This is a genomic window from Psychrobacter sp. 16-MNA-CIBAN-0192 (assembly GCF_040309565.1).
GTDB lineage: Bacteria > Pseudomonadota > Gammaproteobacteria > Pseudomonadales > Moraxellaceae > Psychrobacter.
In genome coordinates, this window is record NZ_JBEOOX010000003.1 from 177,661 (window position 1) to 201,679 (window position 24,019).

The 24,019-nt window shown below is 42.2% G+C and carries 23 protein-coding genes; 15 read left to right on the plus strand and 8 right to left on the minus strand.

The window, feature by feature from the left end:
- The first annotated feature begins 41 nt into the window (after window positions 1-41).
- The 7 genes from AAEY78_RS15295 (at window position 42) to AAEY78_RS04180 (ending at window position 5,040) form a co-directional block, all read left to right on the plus strand.
- Window positions 42-371, plus strand: a complete 330-nt coding sequence (locus AAEY78_RS15295) for an excalibur calcium-binding domain-containing protein (RefSeq protein WP_502943648.1) — start codon at window positions 42-44, stop codon at window positions 369-371.
- Between the two features lie 81 nt (window positions 372-452).
- Window positions 453-872 (plus strand): RNA-binding S4 domain-containing protein, encoded by a 420-nt coding sequence (locus AAEY78_RS04155; RefSeq protein ID WP_352337558.1) that lies wholly within the window; start codon window positions 453-455, stop codon window positions 870-872.
- A gap of 221 nt (window positions 873-1,093) precedes the next feature.
- The gene (locus AAEY78_RS04160) at window positions 1,094-1,591 is read left to right on the plus strand and encodes a low molecular weight protein-tyrosine-phosphatase (protein ID WP_352337560.1); all 498 of its coding nucleotides are present in this window, start codon (window positions 1,094-1,096) and stop codon (window positions 1,589-1,591) included.
- Window positions 1,592-1,731: 140 nt separating this feature from the next.
- Window positions 1,732-2,808, plus strand: a complete 1,077-nt coding sequence (murB, locus tag AAEY78_RS04165; RefSeq protein ID WP_352337722.1) for a UDP-N-acetylmuramate dehydrogenase — start codon at window positions 1,732-1,734, stop codon at window positions 2,806-2,808.
- The gene (locus AAEY78_RS04170) at window positions 2,774-3,583 is read left to right on the plus strand and encodes a YdcF family protein (protein ID WP_352337562.1); all 810 of its coding nucleotides are present in this window, start codon (window positions 2,774-2,776) and stop codon (window positions 3,581-3,583) included. The genes murB and AAEY78_RS04170 overlap by 35 nt, the downstream gene beginning before the upstream one ends.
- 151 nt (window positions 3,584-3,734) lie before the next feature.
- On the plus strand, window positions 3,735-4,013 hold the full coding sequence (gene ccoS / locus AAEY78_RS04175) for a cbb3-type cytochrome oxidase assembly protein CcoS (protein ID WP_352337563.1): 279 nt from the start codon (window positions 3,735-3,737) through the stop codon (window positions 4,011-4,013).
- A gap of 121 nt (window positions 4,014-4,134) precedes the next feature.
- A complete protein-coding gene (locus tag AAEY78_RS04180; protein ID WP_352337564.1) occupies window positions 4,135-5,040 on the plus strand; it encodes a sulfite exporter TauE/SafE family protein in 906 nt (301 codons plus the stop codon).
- A 158-nt stretch (window positions 5,041-5,198) separates the two neighbouring features.
- Here the strand turns inward: AAEY78_RS04180 and AAEY78_RS04185 are convergent, their stop codons facing one another.
- Both AAEY78_RS04185 and AAEY78_RS04190 read right to left on the minus strand, forming a co-directional pair.
- Complete coding sequence (locus tag AAEY78_RS04185; RefSeq protein WP_352337566.1) at window positions 5,199-6,353, minus strand: DEAD/DEAH box helicase; 1,155 nt, start codon at window positions 6,351-6,353, stop codon at window positions 5,199-5,201.
- Between the two features lie 246 nt (window positions 6,354-6,599).
- Complete coding sequence (locus tag AAEY78_RS04190; protein WP_352337567.1) at window positions 6,600-6,812, minus strand: cold-shock protein; 213 nt, start codon at window positions 6,810-6,812, stop codon at window positions 6,600-6,602.
- Window positions 6,813-7,295: 483 nt separating this feature from the next.
- Here AAEY78_RS04190 and aroQ point away from each other — a divergent pair, with 483 nt between their 5' ends.
- Both aroQ and AAEY78_RS04200 read left to right on the plus strand, forming a co-directional pair.
- Window positions 7,296-7,835 carry a type II 3-dehydroquinate dehydratase gene (gene aroQ, locus AAEY78_RS04195; RefSeq protein WP_352337569.1) on the plus strand — a complete coding sequence of 180 codons (540 nt, stop codon included), beginning with the start codon at window positions 7,296-7,298 and terminating at the stop codon, window positions 7,833-7,835.
- Between the two features lie 267 nt (window positions 7,836-8,102).
- Entirely contained in the window at window positions 8,103-9,398 is a 1,296-nt protein-coding gene (locus AAEY78_RS04200) for an ABC1 kinase family protein (RefSeq protein WP_352337570.1), read from the plus strand.
- 57 nt (window positions 9,399-9,455) lie between these two features.
- Here AAEY78_RS04200 and AAEY78_RS04205 read toward each other — a convergent pair whose 3' ends face one another.
- The gene (locus AAEY78_RS04205) at window positions 9,456-10,286 is read right to left on the minus strand and encodes an ion transporter (RefSeq protein WP_352337572.1); all 831 of its coding nucleotides are present in this window, start codon (window positions 10,284-10,286) and stop codon (window positions 9,456-9,458) included.
- A gap of 408 nt (window positions 10,287-10,694) precedes the next feature.
- Between AAEY78_RS04205 and AAEY78_RS04210 the strand changes: the two genes are divergently transcribed.
- Window positions 10,695-11,447 carry a YebC/PmpR family DNA-binding transcriptional regulator gene (locus AAEY78_RS04210; protein WP_352337573.1) on the plus strand — a complete coding sequence of 251 codons (753 nt, stop codon included), beginning with the start codon at window positions 10,695-10,697 and terminating at the stop codon, window positions 11,445-11,447.
- A gap of 140 nt (window positions 11,448-11,587) precedes the next feature.
- Here AAEY78_RS04210 and AAEY78_RS04215 read toward each other — a convergent pair whose 3' ends face one another.
- The 3 genes from AAEY78_RS04215 to AAEY78_RS04225 form a co-directional block, all read right to left on the minus strand.
- Window positions 11,588-12,226 carry a methylated-DNA--[protein]-cysteine S-methyltransferase gene (locus AAEY78_RS04215; RefSeq protein ID WP_352337574.1) on the minus strand — a complete coding sequence of 213 codons (639 nt, stop codon included), beginning with the start codon at window positions 12,224-12,226 and terminating at the stop codon, window positions 11,588-11,590.
- Window positions 12,227-12,258: 32 nt separating this feature from the next.
- Window positions 12,259-13,170 (minus strand): signal recognition particle-docking protein FtsY, encoded by a 912-nt coding sequence (gene ftsY, locus AAEY78_RS04220; RefSeq protein ID WP_352337723.1) that lies wholly within the window; start codon window positions 13,168-13,170, stop codon window positions 12,259-12,261.
- Window positions 13,171-14,156: 986 nt separating this feature from the next.
- Entirely contained in the window at window positions 14,157-14,399 is a 243-nt protein-coding gene (locus AAEY78_RS04225; protein ID WP_352337576.1) for a hypothetical protein, read from the minus strand.
- A 101-nt stretch (window positions 14,400-14,500) separates the two neighbouring features.
- On the opposite strand from AAEY78_RS04225, the gene AAEY78_RS04230 reads away from it, so the two are divergent.
- The 3 genes from AAEY78_RS04230 to AAEY78_RS04240 all read left to right on the plus strand — a co-directional run bounded on the left by AAEY78_RS04230 (window position 14,501) and on the right by AAEY78_RS04240 (window position 18,010).
- On the plus strand, window positions 14,501-14,677 hold the full coding sequence (locus AAEY78_RS04230; RefSeq protein ID WP_352337577.1) for a hypothetical protein: 177 nt from the start codon (window positions 14,501-14,503) through the stop codon (window positions 14,675-14,677).
- A 121-nt stretch (window positions 14,678-14,798) separates the two neighbouring features.
- Window positions 14,799-16,328: a M16 family metallopeptidase gene (locus tag AAEY78_RS04235; protein WP_352337578.1), complete on the plus strand. Its 1,530-nt coding sequence runs from the start codon at window positions 14,799-14,801 to the stop codon at window positions 16,326-16,328.
- A 122-nt stretch (window positions 16,329-16,450) separates the two neighbouring features.
- Window positions 16,451-18,010 (plus strand): M16 family metallopeptidase, encoded by a 1,560-nt coding sequence (locus AAEY78_RS04240; protein WP_352337580.1) that lies wholly within the window; start codon window positions 16,451-16,453, stop codon window positions 18,008-18,010.
- Window positions 18,011-18,211: 201 nt separating this feature from the next.
- Here AAEY78_RS04240 and AAEY78_RS04245 read toward each other — a convergent pair whose 3' ends face one another.
- The gene (locus tag AAEY78_RS04245; protein WP_352337582.1) at window positions 18,212-19,207 is read right to left on the minus strand and encodes a D-Ala-D-Ala carboxypeptidase family metallohydrolase; all 996 of its coding nucleotides are present in this window, start codon (window positions 19,205-19,207) and stop codon (window positions 18,212-18,214) included.
- A gap of 322 nt (window positions 19,208-19,529) precedes the next feature.
- On the opposite strand from AAEY78_RS04245, the gene rodA reads away from it, so the two are divergent.
- Complete coding sequence (gene rodA / locus AAEY78_RS04250; protein ID WP_352337583.1) at window positions 19,530-20,672, plus strand: rod shape-determining protein RodA; 1,143 nt, start codon at window positions 19,530-19,532, stop codon at window positions 20,670-20,672.
- Window positions 20,673-21,738: 1,066 nt separating this feature from the next.
- Window positions 21,739-22,353 carry a septal ring lytic transglycosylase RlpA family protein gene (locus tag AAEY78_RS04255; protein ID WP_352337585.1) on the plus strand — a complete coding sequence of 205 codons (615 nt, stop codon included), beginning with the start codon at window positions 21,739-21,741 and terminating at the stop codon, window positions 22,351-22,353.
- Window positions 22,354-22,456: 103 nt separating this feature from the next.
- Here the strand turns inward: AAEY78_RS04255 and radA are convergent, their stop codons facing one another.
- Window positions 22,457-23,902, minus strand: coding sequence for a DNA repair protein RadA (gene radA / locus AAEY78_RS04260; protein WP_352337587.1), 1,446 nt, complete (start codon window positions 23,900-23,902; stop codon window positions 22,457-22,459).
- Window positions 23,903-24,019 lie beyond the last annotated feature (117 nt).

Here is a 24,019-nt window from a genome sequence, read left to right on the forward strand (position 1 = left end):
CTCACTAATTACATAGTAAATAGTAATAAAAAGATGCCATTATGAAAAAAATAATGCTCGTTGTTATATTATTAATAGTGGCATTTTATAGCTATCAATACTTTCAAGCTAAAGGTGATATAGATAGTAATGCGTCTGCGGGCGTGTCATCATCTGCTATGAGTATCGCTGACGTCGATAGTATTGCGCCAACTTACGTGGATGATGAAACCATACAGCCTGTTGCCGCAAATTTTTCTTGTGACGGCAGGCAACATTGTTCACAAATGACCTCCTGCGCTGAAGCAACTTATTTCGTTCAACATTGCCCTAATACGCAGATGGATGGTAATAATGACGGCGTACCGTGTGAGCAGCAGTGGTGTCATTAGCAAATGAGACCGGCGCAACAGTCAGCCTTTTAATTAATACAATTAACCCCATTAATATCTTAATCTGTTAACGAGGTTTTGATGAGTAAACATAATGATAGCGCTGGTGTGCCAGCCAAAATTCGCCTTGATAAATGGCTATGGGCGGCGCGTTTTTATCGGACACGTACCCTTGCTAAACAAGCTATTGAAAGTGGTCGTGTACATTACGCTGGCAGTCGGGTAAAGACTAGTAAAGAGATTGCTATTGGCGATGAGTTAACCATTCGTCAAGGCTCTGCCACGGCAATGACTGAAAAGACGGTTATTGTTGAGGCATTAACGCTGCAACGTGGCAATGCAACTGCCGCACAAATACTGTATTCTGAAACAGAAGAAAGTGAAACACGGCGCGCCTATTATGCCGAGCAGCGCAAACTTGCTAATCTTGCCCGCCCAGACAATAAGCCCAATAAGAAAGAGCGCCGCGATTTGCATCGCTTTAAAAGCAGTCAAGACTAAGTATTTAAGCCGTTAAGTCATGCTATTATTAATTTGTTGATGCGCTTAGCGAGATTTGGCAATGGTTCAAATGACGGTATTCTTTAGTGTCGGCTATTGCCATCCGCTTCATTAAGCGTTACGCTGAGCGCGAATACTATCGCTATTGACATGCCGATACGCCAACATTGCAATGCTGGTTTGTGCTGGCATGTTTTTTTATGGTTATAAAAGGTACTATTATGCTGATTAAAGCGTCTGCCCCTTCATCTGTACTATTGGTCTGCTTAGGGAATATATGCCGCTCGCCAACTGCCGAAGAAATCTTTCGTCAGCAAGCTGCGGTTGCCGGGTTTGAGATTAAGGTCGATTCTGCCGGTACTGGAGATTGGCATATTGGTCATGCACCTGATGAACGCGCGCAGCGTCATGCAAAAGCGCACGGCTATAACATCAGTAAACTCAAAGCCCGCCAAGTAAGTGCGGATGATTTCCATGACTTTGATTTGATTTTAGCGATGGATGGTCAAAACTTAGCCGACTTACAAGCCATCAAAGATAGCGTGGCGGGTGAAAAAAAGAACTTGGCTAAATTGGCTTTATTTAGTGAAGAAGACCCTACTTATGGTGGTGATGATGTTCCTGATCCGTATACTGGTGATGGTGATGCCTTTGAAGAGGTCATTGAGCGTATCGAATCAAGTGCGCAAGCTTGGATTGAGAGCTGGAAGAGTAACTAAGCCATTTTTACTGTTATAGCTATGCCTTGTTATGTTTTATCCTTTAGTCTATAGGATACTTTAAACCCTTATCCATTCGCCACATAGGTCGTTTTATGACGTTAGCTTCACGCTCTGCTTTGCATACTCATGATGACTTGATGCTTAAACAGCAGCATGATCTGTCGCAAGCTAATACGATGGCACTAGCTTGTATGGCAGATACGGTGGTGACATTAACCGATGAGGCACAGCTCGATGACTTTATGGCGTACTATCGCGATAATGATGAGCAAGCGCCTTTATTTGTATTGTCTGGCGGTAGCAATGTGTTGTTGCCAGCCACGTTACAAGCGACCGTGCTACAACCACACATGCGCGGCATTCATCTGCTTGAGCATACGGATGATTATGTCGATATTGAAGTGATGGCGGGTGAGAACTGGCATGAGTTGGTGTTATATACAATCAGTCAAGGATGGTATGGGCTAGAAAATTTAGCGCTAATTCCTGGTCTGACGGGCGCAGCACCAGTACAGAATATTGGTGCATATGGCGTACAGCTGGATGACTGCTTACAATATGTGCGCGCTTATCATTTACCGAGCAATACATGGCATCAGCTGACAGCAAGTGACTGTCAATTTGGCTATCGTGACAGTATGTTTAAGCGTGCGCCCAATACTTGGCTGATTAGCCGTGTTGGCTTGCGTTTACATAAGGACGCGACACGGATTTTAGCCAGTTATGGCGATGTGCAGTCGGTTGCACAGCGTTATGCTGAGCAAGATGGTCGTCAGCAACCAATGCCAGCTGATGTGATGCAGGCAATTATTGATATCCGTCAGCAAAAACTCCCTGACCCCAAGCAGTTGCCCAATTGTGGCAGTTTTTTTCAAAATCCAATTATTAACCAATCCCAGTTTACCGCGCTGCAAGTATCCTTTCCCAATATTGTCGGCTACCCTATGCCAGACTCTATGGTCAAAGTCGCGGCAGGCTGGCTCATTGAGCAAGCAGGGCTAAAGGGTGGTGGTATTGCACCCATTATGACTCATACACAACAAGCCTTAGTATTGACCAATCATGCGCCCTTTATGGCTACTCAAGAAGATGTAGCAGCCGCCCAAGACTATATTGCTAACTGCGTGTATGAGAAATTTGCTATTACCATTATGCGTGAACCTGTTTGGGTACAGGCTGATGCAACCATCGGTCTTGGCAACCATGCCATCTAAAAAGCTGTTCTCAAGACGTTTATGGTCAAAACGGCTATGGCGCTATTATTTGCGTTCAGCTGAGCGCACGATTAAAGTTTTCCGTATCATTAATATTACCTTCGTACTTGGTACGACCATGGTTATTGTGGTTATTATCAGTTTATTCACCCCATTATTTTCGCGCGCTGTCGTCTATTTATTCCAGCACTTACCCTTACCGACGATGACGGGCGCAGCCATGAGTTCGCCACCGACTGCCTATGTCATACTTGGCGGCGGTCTAACCAATGATCGTGATAATCGCACGATATTAAATAACTATAGTTTAAACCGTGTCCGCACAGCAGCAACCGCGTATCATGATTTGCCGCTACCGATAGTCTTAAGCGGTGCTGAAGCGCCATGGCTTGGGCACTGGCTGATTGAGCATGGCATTGATGGCATTATTAGTGAAAATGCCAGCATGAACACCTGTGAAAATGCGCGGTTTACCGCTAAACGCATACCATTACATCACGTTTACCTAATCACTGATAGCTACCATATGGCTCGTGCACGGCGACAGTTTGCGCTAAACAATATCAATACCACAGCCATGCCAGCGCCTTTACCGGTTAATCTCGATTGGATGCAACCAGCGCAAAACTTAACCCATTCACGCCGCGCCGTATATGAGATTGCCGCTTATATGCGGGATATTTTTAGCCCTCAATCTAATTGTCGCCATGCTGACGAAGTGAGCGAGCAGCAACTCTTAACACCAAGAGGCAGCGCGGTAAAAACCTTTTCTTAAATAATCTGTTATAAATATTTGAATGCTCTTCTCAGTCGGTTTATAAGTTGCAGATAATCAATGCTAAGTAGCGTACTGCGCCTTCATTATGCAAATAAACAGCGTATAATAAAGGTATTATTTATTAAAACTGCCAGTTAAGAGGTATCTCATGCTCAGCATATTTTTATTAATTCCATTAAGTCTTATGCTGTTTGTGGTCGCTATTTGGGCAGTACGCTATGCGGTAAGGTCTAATCAGTTTGAGGATTTGGACAATGCCTCCCAGCGCATTATTTTGGATGATCGCCAAGAGCGGCGGCAGGTCATAAACGCGCATCAAACGACACTTTCTGAAGACTCAGCAGATGAATCTATCCTTCCTGACACGCCTGCCAACTCCCCCACTGCTGATAATGAGAGTGATGCTAATAAGTACATTATTAAGTAATGACGATGAATAATTAATCGTGCCATATTTGGTTAAGATTACTTTTAGTAGCATTACTTATCACATTACCTAAATTTTAAATCCTTTTTTAAACTGTCTTTCATATTAAGAGATACTTATTATGACCATTGCTTTATTGGTTGCCGCTTTGCTGATGGGATTCTTTGGTTCGCCACATTGTTTGGGGATGTGTGGTGGCTTGGTTGCCGCTTTCGGGCTGTCTATGAAAGATGTTAGCCCGGCTAAACGTCGTGTCTTAATTGCTACTTATCACGTTGGGCGACTGCTTAGCTACGCATCATTAGGGCTATTAGCAGGCGTGATTGGTACTACTGTCCTAGCGCCACTGATGGTAGGAAACAATATCCCACGTATTTTACTTGGTTTGGTATTGGTGTTCGTGGGTATGATTATGCTTGGTGCACCATTTTTGAATAAGCTTGAACGCTTAGGTATGCGCTTTTGGCAAGCATTAGCTCCCTTACGCAAAAAAGTATTTCCATTGACCACTTTTCCACGGGCGTTAACGGCTGGTCTATTATGGGGATTTTTACCATGCGGGCTGGTATATGGCGCATTATTAATTGCCGTGGTGGGACATGACCCATTAACAGGTGCCGTGTTAATGTTTGCCTTTGGCTTGGGCACCGTACCTATGTTAGTGGCAACTCATGGTACGGTTAATTGGCTACGCACTCAAATCGGACGCTGGCGCTTACGACAAATGAATGGCGCGATTATGATGCTGTCAGGACTGGCGGTTATTGTTGTACCGATAGCCATGAGCAGCATGCATGGTGGACATTCTGGTCATAGCGCTGGCATGCCTATGGATCATAGCGCTCATTCAGCGATGATGACTGAGACAGACATGTCTAATCAAGCCGATATGAGCCATATGAATCATGATATGATACCTAAAGCACATGCCGAGATGAATCATGGTATGGAGCACAGCATGGATGAGATGCCAAGCGAGCATCATATGAATGACCAGAATGCAGTAACAGAACACGCTCATCATTAATGATTTAATAATTATTCAATCACTGTTTTTACAACCTCCCTATTCATTATATTTATCAAAAAGCCTTTAACGTCATATTAACGTTAAAGGCTTTTTGTTTTAGCTAATTATAGGTAACTATCAATGTAGCAATGAGCGGGTTGATAGTTTGTGCTAACTTACTCTTGCCATTGCTCAAGGGTAAATTTACTATCCAAATGTTTCTCAAGCTCTGGAATATTAAAGGCATCATCTTCACTAACAAAGCTAATGCTAATACCGGTTTGCCCTGCACGTCCGGTACGTCCAATACGATGCACATAATCATCTGGCTGATCCGGCAAGGTATAATTAATCACATGGCTGATATCATCCACATGAATACCGCGCCCTGCTACATCCGTCGCCACCAATATTGAAGCATGACCTTCTTTAAAACGCTGCAAATATTTCTCACGTTTTTGTTGAATCACATCGCCCGATAGCATGACGATTTTATGTGCTTGGCGCAATTTATGATACAAACGCTTCACTTGGTCTTTACGATTGGCAAAGATAATAACTTTACCAACCGCGCTATCAGCAAGAATACGCTCAAGTGCTGCTAACTTTTGACTCTCGCTTAGCAGATAAAAGTGCTGCTCTACCAACTCACTGGTTTTATGCTCAGGCTCAATTTCGACAAACTGCGGTTCATGAAGCCAGCGATAGGCTAAATTCATCACATCTTGATTAAAGGTGGCTGAAAACAGCAAACTTTGGCGATCCGTATTGGCTGGCATCTTACCCACCAAGCGCTTAATATCAGGGATAAAGCCCATATCTAGCATTCGATCAGCTTCATCTAACACCAGAACTTCTACCCGATCCAAATATACCATGCCCCGATTGACAAGATCAATCAAGCGCCCCGGCGTCGCAACCAAAATATCAACATATTGCCGCTCAAGCTCATGCTGCTGGGTTTCATAATTGGTGCCACCCATGATGCAGACGCTGTGCAGCCCTGTATACTTTGTCAAAGCCAGACAATCATCAAATATTTGCTGAGCAAGCTCGCGCGTCGGTGCCATTACCACTGCACGCGGCTCTCCTAAGTAGCGCTCTTCATCCGCGGTAAAGGGTCGTGTGAGTAGCGACTGTATAATGGTTAGCAAAAATGTGGCGGTCTTACCCGTACCCGTTTGCGCCTGCCCAATAGCATCTTGGTGCGCTAAGGTATACGGCAATATATGGGCTTGAATCGCCGTCAATTCCTTAAACCCTAAGTCATCAATCGCCTGTAATATAGGCTCTGAGAGCGGTAAATCTGTAAATGTTGTGAAGTGACTCAAAAAATTATCCTTACTATGGTAACGGCTGATATCAGTGGCAAAAACCTTGATAATGAAGTCTTTACTGCAAACCAACAAACACAAAAAAGCCAAACCTAATGCCATCATCCCACCATGGACATAAAATGTCCCTATCAGTAGGATAAGACAGGCTTGGCTTGATAGTATATCAGTAGTTCACTCAGTCACGACTACTCAAAAGTAACATTGTCCGAATGACTGATATCACATGATTTATATTGCTAACTAATCTACTTTTCTAACTTCTTCTGCTTGCAGACCTTTATCGCCTTCCGTTACAGTGAATTCCACCTTTTCACCATCTTGTAGTGAGCGATAGCCATCACCTTGAATAGCGCGGAAATGGACAAAGATATCTTCACCACTATCACGTTGAATAAAACCGAAGCCTTTTGAATCATTGAACCACTTGACAGTACCTTGTTCACGAGCTGACATAATATTATTTCCTAAAAAGTGTGCTTAGCCCCAAATCCCTTTGCTACATTGCATATAAGCGGGGTCTAAATAAAATCATGAAATTCATATCTAAAGTAAGCGTTATCGATAAAGTGAAAGCATACAACCTTATAAATAAGTTTCGCTTTAGATACAAGTCGTTTGCAATCATAGCAGTAACAAGCTTGCAATGTTTCCTACCTAAAAAATATCATAGCATGGGTTTTTAGTAACATAAAGTCTTTTAACCCGATTTTTGACGAGTAGATAGCCTTTTGTGTAACTTTTTTATAAAATACAGGTCAAGCTGTTATGATAATGGATTAGGGTAACTATAAAGGTAGATTCACAACTAGCAGTGATAATAAAAAACAACGTTGACGATAATAAAACGTCTTTATAGTCAAACCCCTTTATATTCAAATTCTTGATCTTTATTCAATACATTTCCCTTTTCTTCATTTTATATACACCGAGAACTTTATGAGCACTGCTTCCGCCACCAATATCTCATCACAATCCATAGCTACGCCGCAACCTCAAATCTTGTCTCATAAAATATTATTGGTGAATGGTGTCAATTTAAATCTGCTAGGCAAACGTGAACCAGAGATTTATGGACATACTACGCTTGCTGATATCGAAGCCCAGCTTACCGCTAAAGCAGCAAAATATGGGATTGAACTTATCTGCATTCAGTCCAATCATGAAGGCAAACTGGTTGACGATATCCAGCATTATGGTTTATTGGCTGACGCGACTAAGCAAGTTGATGCGATTATCATCAATCCTGCCGCCTTTACCCATACCTCTGTCGCTATCCGTGATGCGCTGCTTGCTACGCAAAAACCTTTTATCGAAGTGCATTTATCGAACGTTCATAGCCGAGAACCGTTTCGCCATTTGTCTTATCTAAGCGATGTGGCAGTGGGTGTTATTTGTGGTTTAGGGTCTTTAGGCTATCAAACCGCGCTGGATTACTGGCTAATAAATGCCTATAGCCTTGATTTGAGTGCTGAGTAATATATTACCTAAGATGACAGATAGATTGGGTAACGCAAGCTTACTGGTTAAAGAGCTATGGTTTTATTACACTGTATTTATTGCGCCCTACATTTATTGAGCGCTAGATTTATTGCGATAAAGAACCTTGTATATAAAGAATAAATATCAATATAGAGTGACAGTCATAATTAATATCAATTCTCATTAATCTTCATAATGATGAATAACTTATAACTCAGCAGATAATCAATAACACATAGACAGTCAAAAAACACGGTGATATGAATGGCACAATCGTCCGGAAAACGCTTTATGAAATTGGCGGGCATGACGGCAAGTATTGCAGGTAAGGCAGCAAAGAATTCATTAAAGCACCTATCTAGTGACGAAGAAAAACGTCTGCAAGCGCGCTCAGACATGATGCAAGATGTCGGTATTCAGATTGCAGAAACATTAGGCGAGATGAAAGGCGCAGTGATGAAAGTGGGGCAAATTGCCTCGCAGTATAAAGATGTGTTTCCGCCCGAAGTCGCAACGGCATTAGAGAAGCTGCAAAAAGATGCGCCGCCGATGCCTTATGCGCAGATTAAAGCCCAAGTTGAGCGCGAGCTACAAGGGGATATTACTGAATTATTTGCTGAGTTTGAAGAAACACCATTTGCAGCCGCGTCTATCGGTCAAGTGCATAAAGCGGTTTTGCAGTCAGGGCAGCATGTTGTGGTAAAAGTGCAATATCCTGATGTCGATAAAAACTGCGATAGCGATTTAAAACAAGTACGTATGGCGCTTAAAATCGCAGGCGTCTTGAATATGAGCCGGGCGCTGCAAGAGCAACTGTTTGCTGAGATTCGTCAAAGCTTACATGATGAGCTGGATTACACAAAAGAGGCGCACAATTTACGCATTTTTGGCGGTTTTCATTCTAGAGATGACGGTATTATTATCCCGAGAGTGATTAGTAGCCATTCTTCCAAGCGCATATTGACACTGACGGAGGAGATGGGTGAGACGCTTGCAGTTGCGGCAACTTGGGATAATGACATTAAGCAAAAGATAGCCACTCATTTATTTCACTTTACCGCAGGTCAGCTGTTTGGCTTATACCGCATGCATTGCGACCCGCATCCGGGGAATTTTGCTTTTCGCGCTGATGGTAGTGTAGTCGCTTATGACTTTGGTGGTATTCGCAGCTATAGCGATAGCGAAGTGAAGCTGTTCCGCCGTTTTGCACAGCATGCTATAAAAGGTGATGTGACCGCGCTTGAACAAGATTTAATTGCGCTAGAAGTTCGTCGTGATGATACTAATTTAGTTCCGGGTGAATTTTATCAGCAGTGGTTAGCGATTGGGCTCAAGCCATTATCGATTCCGCCTTATCAAGAAGGTGAGTTTGACTTTGCCAGCAGCCACGTGCATCACGATGTCATCGCTCAAATGCGCACCTCACTCAAATACTTTGGACAATTTCAACCGTCTGCAACCACAATGATGCTCGATCGCACCGTCTCGGGTCAATACTGGAATTTGGTCAATCTCGGGGTGAAAATTGATTTATCACCACTCGTTCACGAGTATTTATAGATGATTAGATGACAGGTAAGACATAATTATTCGCAAGTGAATATATAAAAACAAAGATTAGATATGCAACGCATGCCCACAACGATCGCAAAACGTAGCATTTACCGCGTGACCAAATTTACCACAATTTGGACATGCTATAGGGGTCAACTGCGGGCGCATATTACGTGCCAGCTCAGCAGTAAAAATCCCAGTCGGTACGGCAATGATAGAATAACCCGTTATCATGACCATAGATGCAATCGCCTGCCCAATGGGGGTCTTAGGTGACATATCGCCATAGCCGGTTGTGGTTACCGTTACAACCGCCCAGTAAATAGACACTGGAATACTGGTAAAGCCGTTTTCTGCCCCTTCGACCACGTAAATAACCGCGCCAAAGATTGTCACTAACAGTACTAAAGATAAGAAAAATACCGTGATTTTTTGCTGGCTTGTTTTTAGCGCTGATGCTAAAAATCCGGCTTGCTGCATATAAGCTTTAAGCCCAAGTACCCGAAACACCCTTAATATCCGCAGAATTCGAACAACTAGTAGATATTGAACGCCCACAAACATTAAGCTTAAATAACTTGGTAATACCGATAATAAATCTACTACCCCAAAAAAACTAAACACATAACGTAAGCGGTTGGGTGCTGAAAACAGTCTGAGCAGATACTCAATGGTAAATAAGAGGGTAAAGAACCATTCTGCATAAAAAAATAATGTGCCATACTGCAAGCGCATATACAGCACGCTATCGAGCATAACCACGGCAACACTTGCTAAAATAGCTATTAATAATATCACATCAAAAATTTTACCCAAACGTGTATCTGTGCCTTCAACAATAATGTGAATGCGATTACGCAGATGGGTTATGGCTTCAGCAGTCGGTTGCTTCATAAAATCAATAGGTTCGTGAACGCTTGGATGGGTGCATAAATAAATCCGTAGATAAACAGTTATGCATGACTTAAATAGCGCTAGAGTGGCTGAAAGTAGTTAAATGAGACAGAAGTGGTTTATAATATAACCCACTTCTATACAATTTTGACAGTGTAGCAAAAATTCGCCGCGAACAACATCACATTCACTGATTTGTACAAGCGCTTGTATATATTTGCACGCATATTGAGCTTCTATTCATAAGCGCCTTTTTATAAGAAAAAGTAAGCGGTAACAAGTCTTAAGAAAAAAAGTACATACCATAAAAAATGTAAGACATGGCAGTAGAGACAGTTTTATTCATATTAATCTATTAGCCTTGTTTTATTAGCACTATCACTCGTCAGCAACAGTTAAGGATGTAACATGGCAGGTCATTCAAAATGGGCGAATATCAAACACCGCAAAGCCCGTCAGGATGCGGTAAAAGGTAAGATATTCACCAAAATTATTCGTGAAATTGTTTCCGCTGCCAAGCAAGGTGACCCAGACCCCAATAAAAATCCACGCCTGCGTGCTATCATTGAAAAAGCATTGTCTGTCAATATGACTAGAGATACCATCAATCGCGCTGTCGCACGTGGCACGGGCGGCGGTGATAATGATAATATGGAAGACATCACCTATGAAGGTTATGGCATTGGCGGCGTTGCCGTATTGGTCGAGACCATGACGGACAATGTCAATCGTACGGTTAGCGAAGTACGTCACGCCTTTACCAAGCATGATGGTAATTTGGGTACCTCAGGCTCTGTTGCCTATTTATTTAATAAGCGCGGTGAAATCAGTTTTAATGATGTGAGCCTAGAAGACGAGGTAATGCTAGCCGCATTGGATGCAGGCGCGCTGGATATTGAAAACGATGGTGAAACACTATTAGTCATCACTGATGTAGAAAACTTTGGACAAGTAAAAGACGCGCTAAATGCAGCGGGTTTGGTCTCCGATAACGCAGAAGTCACTATGTCACCTGCGACCATAGCAGATATTGACAATATCGATGATGCAATTAAAGTAATGAAAATGATTGATATGTTAGAAGATATCGATGATGTGCAAGAGGTTTATAGCAATGTCAATTTTACAGATGAGGTTATGGCGCAGCTTGAAGCGCAATAGTAGTGGGCGCAATAATAGTAGGTTAAGTTATTAGTAAATAAACTTCAAAGCACTATATTAAATAAAAAAGCCAGACGTTCTAACCGTTTGGCTTTTTTATGTCATGGGCATACAGTTTGATATAATTTAACTAACCTTAACTATGACCGACACTTTATTCCTTCTAAAGCCAACAAGTACTCTTTTTTATCTACTCCGCCCGTATAACCGCCAAGCTTACCATTGCTGCTAATTACACGATGGCAAGGTATTAAAATACTAAGTGGGTTTCTACTATTAGCTTGAGCGACGGCACGAAAACCTTTTGGGCTATCAACGCGCTGTGCTAACGTCGCATAACTGATGGTATCGCCATGTTTGATATCTAATAACGCTTGCCAAACTTTTTGCTGAAAGGGCGTGCCTAAAGTGGCATCTATTGGTAAGTCAAAGTCATGACGTGTTCCTTGCACATACTGCTGCAACTGCGCAATACTTGCCAATAATAACTGCTGTTCAGGCTTGCTGGCATTCAATTCTGAAACAGGGATAAACTGTGTATCAATAGCATTAAACTTATAATGCTTAGCTAGAGCAGCCAGTTTAACTTTATCCTGCCAGCGCACATCAGTAGCAAGCCAATCACACAGAATTAATTTGGGTGTACCTTCTATCAGATGACAGCCTAGCAGCAATGATGCTTTAGGCATTGGTTCATTATTCATTGGGTTATTAGGCACTGAGTCATTACTATCGTTATAAGGAGCGATATCAGATAATAAAATAGTGGTAATAATCATAGCTATAAATCCTTGAGCACTGTCATTAGGAATTATTCTTTATCATCAGTCTCAAACAATGCTGCGACAAACTGCTTCGGACTAAAGGCACGCAGATCATCAATCGACTCGCCAACCCCAATATAACGGATCGGCACATCGGTGGTTTCAGCAATATTAAAGACCACACCACCTTTTGCGGTACCATCAAGTTTAGTAATGGTAATACCTGTTAATGGCACGACTTTATTAAACAGCTCAACTTGGTTAATCGCGTTTTGACCTGTACCCGCATCGAGTACAATCATCCCTTCATGAGGGGCGCTAGGATCCGCTTTACGCATGACCCGAACGACCTTTTCAAGCTCTGCCATTAAATGCGTTTTATTCTGCAAGCGTCCTGCCGTATCGGCAATTAACACATCAATATTCTTTGCTTTTGCTGATTGCATAGCATCAAAAATAACAGAAGCGCTATCCGAGCCATGACCTTGAGCGACCACTGGGATATCGTTACGATCGCCCCAAATTTGCAGCTGTTCAGTGGCAGCAGCACGGAAAGTGTCGCCCGCAGCTAGCATGACCGACTTGCCCTCGCCTTGTAAACGTTTGGCAAGTTTGCCGATAGTCGTCGTTTTCCCCACCCCATTCACACCGACAACTAAAATAACAAAAGGTTTTTTAGTGGTATCAATAACTAATGGGGCAACTTTTGGGGTTAAGATATCGACCAGCTCAGTTTGTAACGCTTTATAAAGAGAATGGGCATATATCAAATCGCCACGCGCCGTCTGCTCCGTTAAGCTTTTGATAATACGATTAGTCGCATTCACACCAATATCAGCAACCAGCAGCTGATCTTCAACTTCTTCTAATAACTCATCGTCAATCTCTTTACCGCCGATAAGAATACTTACCATACCTTCAGCAAGATTCTTGCGTGACTTAGTTAACCCCGACTTCATGCGGTTAAACCAGCTGCCTTTTTGCTTGTCTTGTTGCTGCGCCTCTTGGCTCTCTTCATTATCCTCTTGCAATTTTTGTGAAGAATCTATTGTTTTAGAAGATGTTTCAGAGGATATTAATGTCGTTTCTTGTTGTTGCGCGCCTGTCGTTGTACCACTTATATTGTTAGTACTGATCTTGTTAGTACTGGTATTGGTCGCATGAATATTGGTCGAATTACTTGCTGCCCCATCGCCCAATTGCGCTTGCAAAGGCATTTTTGGGATAGCTGATTGATTAGTAGCAAGTTTTGGCTGAACTTCCGTTGAGGACGCATTTGATGTTGTATCTGATGAGCTACTTGACGCTTCATTTGATGTGCTGTTTGGTACCACTATTTCAGTTGGCGTGGTCACCTCTGGTGAGACAATGGGTGAGCCTAAAGCGATATCTTCGCTGATTTTGGGTGCTGATACATCATTACTTATTTGGGGTTTGTCTTGGGTCTCTTGCTGATTTAAGGCGTCCTGATTAGCGTGATCCTCTACTCGAACAACGCCTTCATCAATAATAGGCACCGATTGCACTGGCATACTGGGTAAGGTAATATCATCGTCATCCAAGTCATCAAATGCTCCATCTAGATTGATGACGACACGACTGGTATTGTCTGCATTATTCATAAATTCGCCCTAAAATTGATATCGTGAGTAATCTAATTATTATGCTGGTTTAGCGCCACATGGGCATCCATACCAGCAGTAGTATTCACTTTTATTATAATTTAGCTATTATAGTTTAGCATAATTCAGTCGGTGCTCAGCCCTATCATAAACGCTATTGTAAATCGAGTTCAGGCTTTTTAGAGAGGTTAGCTTAAGGTTTGCTAACAAAACTCTGACCTTTACTGCGCTAAATTTCGCTACAGTCTGCATATCGTTATGTCGCCATAATAAAGCCGACCGTGACTTTACTTATAAACATTTAATTACCTTCCCTCTTTTCACTATCTCTTTTTTGGAATTCTTATGTCATTAAATAATGGTTTTAACTTACCTTCCTTGTCTACTGCAACACCTACTGAAATCTCATATTTCAAAAAGTATTTAAGATTAGGTATGGTATGTGCAATAGCAACTCTGATGCTACCTCTGACAGGGTGCAATACCACACATGAGTTTAAACCAACTGCCAGTGTTATGGTTGGCAAGTCCTTATAATTGTCGTGTTCTTTATTATTGTTGTACATAGCCATCATAATGAATGACGATAAATAGACATTACAAACTGTCATCGTAAATTAGCACCAACACTCACCAGCGTTATTTTAAATAAATAAGGTTTATCATTTTGCGCATATTACCGTCACGTATCCAAAAAACATTTACAACTATGCCTAAAACCGTAATTAACGCTATCCGAGCGTTCTTTATTATGGCGTTATGTTATGGGGCAGTTGGTTGTGCCACGCTACAAGACCTTGAACCAACTGCCATTTTTATTGCCAACATTAAAGATATTTTATAGTCGCATTTGTCAGTTAATATCTGCTTACTTTAAGAAAATTGTTCCATTTAATAGCATTAAATATTATAAAAAATCTTTTGCATAAATCCATTCAGACCCTATTTTTATAAGTAGAATCACTATGTCCTCTTCTATTATCCTGCGTACAGCTGTTGCCCTAGCGCTTGCCAGCACGATTGCCGCTTGCCAGACCACTACTCTAACCCAACCTAATACATCATCATTGCCCTCAGTGACCCAAGCCAATCAAACCACACATACGCAAGCTGATAAATCATCACCAGCTCAGTCATCAAAACTGGCAATCGATTTGTCAGGGCGTCATGAATATATGCTGGAGAATGGCTTAAAGGTGATTGTCAAAGAAGATCATCGCGCCCCTGTGGTGATGACCCAAATCTGGTATCGAGTAGGTTCAACCGATGAACCGCTGGATAAAGGCGGTATCTCACATTTACTTGAACATATGATGTTTAAAGGAACCAGTAATGTATCAAGTGATGACTTTGAGCGCCTGATAGCAAAATTTGGTGGGGTTAATAATGCGTTTACCAGCTACGACTATACGGGTTATTACGAACTGTTTCCAGCGAATCGCTTGCCCCTAGCGCTAGAGTTAGAGGCGGATCGCATGGTGAATTTACGCTTTGATGCCAAGGAATTTGCCAAAGAGCATCAAGTGGTAATGGAAGAGCGCCGCCAGCGTACCGATGACAATCCACTTGCTAAAGCGTATGAATCATTTCGCCTGCTTGCTTTGCCCGATAGCCCCAAAGGTGAGTCTGTCATTGGTCCGATGAGCGAGCTTGAATCGATTACCTTGCCTGAATTAAAGGAGTGGTATAAGACATGGTACGCGCCTAATAACGCGACCTTGGTAATCGTTGGTGATGTAAAACCTGAAGAAGTCTTAACCCATGTTAAACGCTACTTTGGCAAGCTGCCAACCAGTCAATTGCCCCAGCGTCCAGCCGTCAGCCAACGCGGGTTTCGCGGTTATAAACAAGTTAGCTCCGAGCAAGCAGTACAAGTGCCGGTATTACTTATGGGATATAACGTACCAAGCTTATTGACGATAGGCGCAAAAGATGAGAAGCAAGCTTATGCCTTATCGCTTGCTCAGGACGTATTAGATGGCGGACTGTCTGCGCGTTTAGAGAAGCGTTTGATTCGTGAGCAAGGTTTACTAACCTCCGTTGGCACTTCTTACGATTTATTAGATCGCGGCGATGGGCTATTTTTAATTCAAGCCACACCGCGTGAAGGCGTGAGCTTAGCGCAAGCACAACAGGCAATTATCACCGAAATTAATAAACTAATGACGGATCCAATTGCACCGGATGAGATTAGCCGCGCCAAAACCAATACCGTCACTGGACTTATCTATGCTCAAGACAGTATGAAAGGGCAAGCACAAATGATAGGCTCGCTGCAGTCTATTGGGCTGGATGATCGACTGCTGGCAACCTTACGTGCCAAGCTCGATAATATTACGGTTGCCGATATTCAGGCGGCGAGCAAAAAATATCTGGTTAAAGACAACCTAACCGTCATGCATATCGTTCCGCCCGTTGTTGGCGATAAAGTAAAGACAGATGCGGCAAAAACAACTCAAACCACTAAAATAACTCGTGCCAAAATCGCTAATTAAGACTACTAATTAGCATTGTTCCTAGATTTCCTTAGCAATTTTATGCAGATTTACATTTAATCAACCATGCTGGTTTATTTTTAGAGCATATGGTTTTAAAACTTATTATTAAGAAGAGCGTGATGACTTATAAGACTTCTATATCGCCGATTGTAAAAATATTTACGACAGATAATATCCATTCAATACGAAAATCTTTTTTAACCTCAACGTTGACGTTAAGTATAACTCTCGCATTAACCGCTTTAGTAGCGCCCGCTTATGCAGATGAAAATCGCGCATCGGCTGCCACAGTTGATACCAGCGCGCCCATTGCAGCACTCTCAAAACTAAGCAGTCTTGATAATGTCAAACAATTAAAAGTCACAGTACCCACTATTGAGTATTTCAATACCAGCTCTGGCGTGCCAGTCGCTTTTGTACGCGCAGAAGCGCTGCCGATTGTCGATATTGATTTACGCTTTAATGCTGGTAGCGCCCGTGACGGTGACATTCGTGCTGACGGCTTTGGTATTGCCAATATGGTCGCGACAATGCTCCCGCAAGGCACTGCCTCATTAGCTGAGGATGATTTTACACGCGCGGTGGAAACCTTGGGTGTTAATTTAGATAGCAGCGTTTATAAAGATATGTTTATCGTATCTTTGCGCAGTTTGTCGGATGATGAGCATCTGTTACCTGCGGTTGAATTAATGACCCAAATGCTGACCACGCCTAGTTTCGATACCAAGATTTTAGCGCGTAATAAAGCACGGTTATTGGTAGGTTTACAACAACAAAAACAAGACCCAGGCAGTCTTGCCAGCATTGCTTTTAATCAAGCGTTATATGGCACCCACCCTTATGCCCATCCTACTTCCGGCACGCTCGATACCGTTCCCAGTATCACGCAAAAAGACTTAACCGAGTTCCAAAAACGCTATTTGGTGGCTGCTAATGCGTCTCTAGCAATAACGGGCAATTTAACCTTAAGCCAAGCCAAAAAAATGGCGGACAGTCTCACCGCTGACTTATCTATAGGCAAAAAGGCGGCAAATCTGCCAGAGCCAAAGCCGCTGACCAAAGCACAGCACATTCATATTCCTTTTCCCAGCACACAAACGACCGTTTTAATGGGGCAGTTAGGCGAAAAACGAGCCACTGACCCAACAGCACAGCAGCAGCAAACCAACTTTGCGGTTGGCAATGAAGTGCTCGCAGGTGGTGACTTTAATGCCCGTCTAATGACTGAGATTCGTCAAAACTTGGGTTATACTTATGGTATCTCGGGCTCTATGAGTCCCATGCTCACGCGTGGTCCATACCAGATTGGCTTTGCCACGCGCAACGATAAAGCACGGGCAGCGATTGATGCCAGTATTGAGGTTATTAACAATACTTTAGATAAAGGCATCACAGGTGCTGAGATGCAGTTGACCACGGATAACCTAAAGAATAGTTTCCCAATGGGATTTGCCAGCAATGCTGGGATTAATGGTCTATTAGGTATGATGAACTTCTATCAATTACCCGATGACTATTTGAGCAATTACATTACGCGTATTGATAAGGTAAAGCTTCCTGCTGTCAATCAAACGCTACGTGATACATTGCAGCCCGATACGTTTTTAATCGTCACGGTAGGCGAAAATAACCCATGGGAAAGCACTAAAGATAATAAGCAAAAAATAACAAGAAGGTAAAACGATAGGAAAAAGAAAAGAACTGACAGCACTTGTTAGCGTTGAAGGCTAATATTTTTGAAAGCTAATAGTTTTGGAGGCAAAATACTTAAGTTTTATATATTAAGTATCTTGCCTACCATCAGTTTATCTTGTCAAATAATGATTATGCATCACCAATATTGCTTAATAAGCAAGATTGATACAATCTAGTTAATCTTCTTAATATCGGCAAGCAGAGCTGCTACTGGCATGGTTAAAGCCCCATTTACGGTAGCCTTGCGTATCTAAATGAATCGCACCGGTTGCATATAAGCCAAGCCCAAAGCTATAAATCTCACCTTGATATTGCCAAAAATCACACAAACTGTCCTGCATCTTATTTAAGCCCCACAAGTTATTTTCATATTCAGGTACCCAAATATCTATCGCTCCCGCCGTCATATGCTTACTACTATTAGCACCGCCAGCACATGCATTCAAATTAGGGCTACGGTATACGGAGCGAATTTCGGCACTGCGCGGTAGGACGCCTTGATTTTTTAAATTACTATACAGCCTTAGCGTTGGGACAATATTTGACCATAATTCTTGCGGTGGCAATTGATAGGGTTCATAACCACATTTCTCCCAGCTCCGAGCGGTCGTCAGCAGCTGTGCCATTGGCGGCACGTTTTTGGTACCCAACTGAGCAGTTAGATAACGCTGGAAGCTGGCAACTTGCTGAGCGCGATAGTTATCTCTATTGAGCCAATTATTAAAGTCTAGCGCGGCATCGTTGTTATTACCGGTATTGTAAATGGGGTCATAGGTCGTGTTATAAATCGTATTATATGCAGGAGGCTTTGTATTTATGTAAACGCGCTTATTCTCATCAATCGATAGCTTGGCATTAACACCAAATTCGCGCTGTTTTTGTTCAATGAGTCCTTGCATGCTATCGCCACTTAACCCATTGCGATTAAGCATACGAATACCGGTGTCATTTGTGACGGTGGGTGTCGCTTTACTGATATATGCTGTACCACTGCCTTGGCGCACTTGAATACGGCGCTCGCTACTATCGCTGATAATAGCACCCTGAACCGATGCAGCGCTCAAACCAAAGACAAAAATTGATAAAAAGGGTTTGATATTGGCAGAAATAAAGGAAGGCACATTGAAACTATGACCAGACTGTCGCGCTTGTCTTGACTTATACAGGGTTACGTTTTTCATTCCTATTAACTATCCCAAAAAATATGCTATCGATACTATCAAATTTTAAATAAGCCGGCTAAAATATCGTCTATTATACGGTCTTGATAATTGCCTATTAACACTTATCCATATAAGTATTTATAATTACGTTACTTAATTGCTATAGTGTTGCTGCTTGATAAAAGTATTTTGTCTTTGCACGTCTCTGGTTTATTTGGTCTGCGTATATAGACAGGTATTTTTTATCTGATGTTAGGTAAACTGTCTGCGTTATCCTTCTCATATTGCTACCTCCTTGTTTATCCTTTTTCTTGCACCACTTTATAGTCACTTACCGCCTATGTCTTTAAGCTCACAATATCGCCTATCCCGTCAAAACTCTTATTTTGATCCTTTCCCTGAGGCGACTTTATGGCAACGCCTGCACATTGATCCTTGGACAACGCTGCTTTTATTGACCACTTGTTGTATTGGGCTGACTATTTTATATAGCGCTTCGGCTCAAGACAGTGAGATGATTTTGCGGCAGATGACCAGTTATGGTATTGCTTTTGTAGTGATGTTTGTCATGGCGCAAGTACCGCCACGTATCTACTATATTTTGACGCCCATTTTTTACGCATTGGGCTTAGTATTGTTGGTGCTGGTTGACTTGATTGGCGAAGTACGAATGGGTGCTCAGCGCTGGATTAATCTGCCTGTATTTGGCAGTGTACAACCATCAGAATTTATGAAGCTTGGGATGCCCATGATGTGTGCTTGGTTTTTATCCAAGCGCGAATTGCCGCCCTCCTTTTCTAGTATTTTGATAACCTTAGCCTTAATTGTTTTGCCTGTGTTATTAATCGCTAAAGAGCCTGACTTGGGAACATCGCTACTTGTGGCTGCTAGTGGATTTTTTGTCCTATTTTTAGCGGGACTATCGTGGTGGATGATTGGTGGGGCTATCGCGTTATCCATACCTGTTGCGATATTTGCTTGGAATTTTTTATTGCACGATTATCAACAGCTGCGTGTATTGACCTTATTTGACCCAGAAATAGATGCTCAAGGCGCTGGTTGGAATATCATTCAATCGCAGACCGCAATAGGTGCAGGCGGTATCACTGGTAAAGGCTATCTAGATGGTACGCAATCGCACCTGCATTTCTTACCCGAAGGACATACCGACTTCATTATTGCCGCCTTCTCAGAAGAGTTTGGTTTAGTTGGGGTTATCTTGCTCCTCTTTCTTTACGCCTGTTTGCTTAGCCGTGCGCTATATATCACCTTTACTCATCCTGATACCTATAGCCGTCTCTTAGCAGGCGCAATTACCATGTCATTTTTCGTTTATATTTTTGTGAATGTGGGTATGGTCAGTGGTATTTTGCCTGTGGTGGGTGTACCTTTGCCATTTATCAGCTATGGAGGAACCGCTATTGTGACACTAATGGGTGGATTTGGTCTACTAATGTCTATCAATACGCATCGCACTGCTTAATATCGTTTAGACAATGGGTAACAAATATACCATTTTTTATAGATGTGGCAGTTGTAATATTTTTACTGCTCGCCACAGTTGTAATGAGCATTTAGATTATCCTTTAAACTCTTATGACACTATTATATATAATCTTTGTGACACCCAATGCTTACTATCCCAGCCTCTCTTTTATTACCTGCACGGTCTGCCTTTCATAAAAAAACACTAAAAATTATGATAACATCCTGAAATATTAACCTATAAAAGCAGAAGTAGCCAGAGGCGTAAGCTATAAGCAATGTGTCTCCATGGTTAATATTTATTAATAAATATCTACTCTATACTTGATGTTTATTAATAAATATTAACTCTAAGTCGTTGTTTTTAATACGTAAAATAAGTCTGTATCACCAGCTATATGGCTCAATATTTATTAGATTGTCAATATTTTCTTATAAGTATTAAGACTTGTTTTTTACAAAAAATTGCGTTACTCTCTTTTTACTGCATTTTAGATACATAAGCCGTACACACCTACTAATTAAGTTGGCATTTGGTTGTTCTGCGGTGAGACTGCTTCAATATAGTGAGTTTTCACAGTGATTAAATGAATGACTGGCTTGTCATTATGGCTTAACAACAGGCAAGTTCTATTGTCGTATCTACCGCTTGCATCTCATTGAATATAGTATTCGCTTTATTTAGTTTGTTATCATTTGGAATGGTGATGGACGATAGTATTATAAAATTTGTAAATTTTTGTTGATAGTTTAATTATTTAAGTATGTTAGGTTTTTTAACAGTGACAGTGCTCTCTGTCATATAAACATATCATTATTGTTCGTGTGTCATTTGCGTAATTTGACATATACAACTTTATGATAATGAATTAAAAAAATTATCCATACGTTAAAATCTATTAAAGCTTTTGATGCTATACCCTTAGGTAATAGTGTGTTGTGTGAAGCTTTAGAGTAGGTCTTATCATTAGAGTGGTCTAATGAAGCCATACTCAATCTGCGACCGTTAATAGTTGAGTTTTAACGTAGATTAGGTTTTAGGGTATATGTTATAGAGGTTATTTATGAATAAGCGTTTATCTGGTTTACTAACGATATCTTTGTGTGTATTTGCAAGCTCAGCAATGGCTTCAAACGTACAGGCAGCAGAATCAAAAACCTCCTTTGTGACTTTGTCTCAAAATAACGCCTCCCATATTGATCGTGTACTCGGCGAGCTTACCCGCCAACATGAAAATGCATCCAGCTTAGTTAAATCTGCCCGCCAGCCTACATCGTTAGCCCTTAGCAGCTCGCTACTGGCCAGTAACAGTGCCAAAGTATCTAATGACGAAGATGTGCTAGAACGCTTAACTGCCGTAGCATCGAACTCCGTCAGTAAGTTTAAGCAAAATGGATTGGCTTCTTGGTACGGTCGTCAGTTTCATGGTCGTAAAACTGCCAGTGGTGAAACCTTTGATATGAATGGTTTGACAGCAGCGCACCGCTCATTGCCATTAAACTGTTATGTAAAAGTAACAAACAAGAGCAATGGCAAATCTGTGGTTGTTAAGGTAAATGACCGTGGTCCATTCCATGGTAATCGCGTCATGGACTTGTCTTATGGCGCAGCCAAGCAGCTTGGTATTACCAGTAAAGGTGTTGGTAATGTATCTATTGAGCGTGTATCTGGTCCCTAATAGTTGAACCATTCTGTTTTTTTGCTTCATCTTATTATATAAAAAAAGTGCCTTACTATTATTTAGTAAGGCACTTTTTTATTGCAACTGTTATAAATGCTGATTACAACTCAAAAGCTCTTTGAATGGCATCATCTAATCGCTCTACTGCGATAATGGTAATACCTGCAAACTGGGCACTATTGGCGCTTGGTGCATTGGACTTTGGTACAATAGCGTGAGTAAAACCGTGCTTCATGGCTTCTTTTAAGCGCTCTTGACCATTAGGCACTGGACGAATTTCCCCTGATAAGCCCACTTCACCAAATACCGCTAACGATGAAGGTAACGCCCGCTCTTTGATACTAGACGCACAAGCCAGCAGTACCGCCAAGTCTGATCCGGTCTCGATGACTTTAACGCCACCCACAACGTTGACGTACACATCTTGACCACTGGTATGAATACCGCCGTGACGGTGCATAACTGCAAGTAACATTGATAAGCGCTGAAAATCAAGTCCAAGCGCCATACGTCTTGGCTGTCCTTGCGAATCATCGACCAATGCTTGAACTTCAACCAATAACGGGCGTGTTCCTTCACGGCTGACCATCACCACTGACCCAGCAACAGGCTTATCATAGCGACTTAGAAAAATAGCTGAAGGATTCGCAACTTCTTTTAATCCCATATCCGTCATGCCAAAGATACCCAGCTCGTTAACCGCACCAAAGCGATTTTTAACCGCACGAATCATGCGAAAGCGCGAATCCGATTGCCCTTCAAAATACAACACCGTATCAACCATGTGTTCAAGTACTCGAGGTCCTGCCAGCGTACCTTCTTTGGTCACATGACCGACTAAGAATAGCGCGGTACCTGTTTGCTTGGCATAGCGGGTTAAAATAGCCGCAGACTCACGAATTTGACTCACACCTCCGGGCGCAGAATTAATCGCATCGGTATAAATGGTCTGAATCGAGTCAATAATAGCAATGGCAGGCTGCTCTTGCGTTAATGCAGCACAGATAGTTTCAACGTTGGTTTCAGCCAAGACGCGCAAGCGATCTGCCGGCAAATCCAAACGCTTAGCCCGCATAGCAACTTGTGCCAAGGACTCCTCACCTGTCACATAAAGGGCACTGCCTGCTAATGAGTCAGCACGCGCCATATTGGTTGCGGTTTGTAACAGAATAGTTGATTTGCCAATGCCAGGGTCGCCGCCAATGAGTACCACGGAACCTGCGACCAAACCACCGCCCAATACGCGATCAAACTCGCTAATCCCAGTCGGCATACGCGTATCTAGCGTCACACTCACAGCATTTAGTGGCATAACCGCACTATGGGTTCCGGCATAGTTACCTGTTTTTGCACCACTGCTAGTAGGGCTACGCGGAGAGGCACGACTGCTATGAGGTTTCGCTACACTTTTATTATGATGTGGCATACTAACATTGGGCGCTTCAACCAAGCTGTTCCACTCGCCACAATCGGTGCATTGTCCTGCCCACTGCCCAAAATGCGCACCGCAATGCTGGCAGACATAGCTACTTTTATTTTTTGCCATAAAATATAAGCCTTATTTAAATTAGCAAGTAAGAGTATTTATTATTAATAGAGGATACGTGCAGTTGAATCTTAAATTAAAGCATTGAAATATAGCGAATCTTTTAGATGCGTCTGT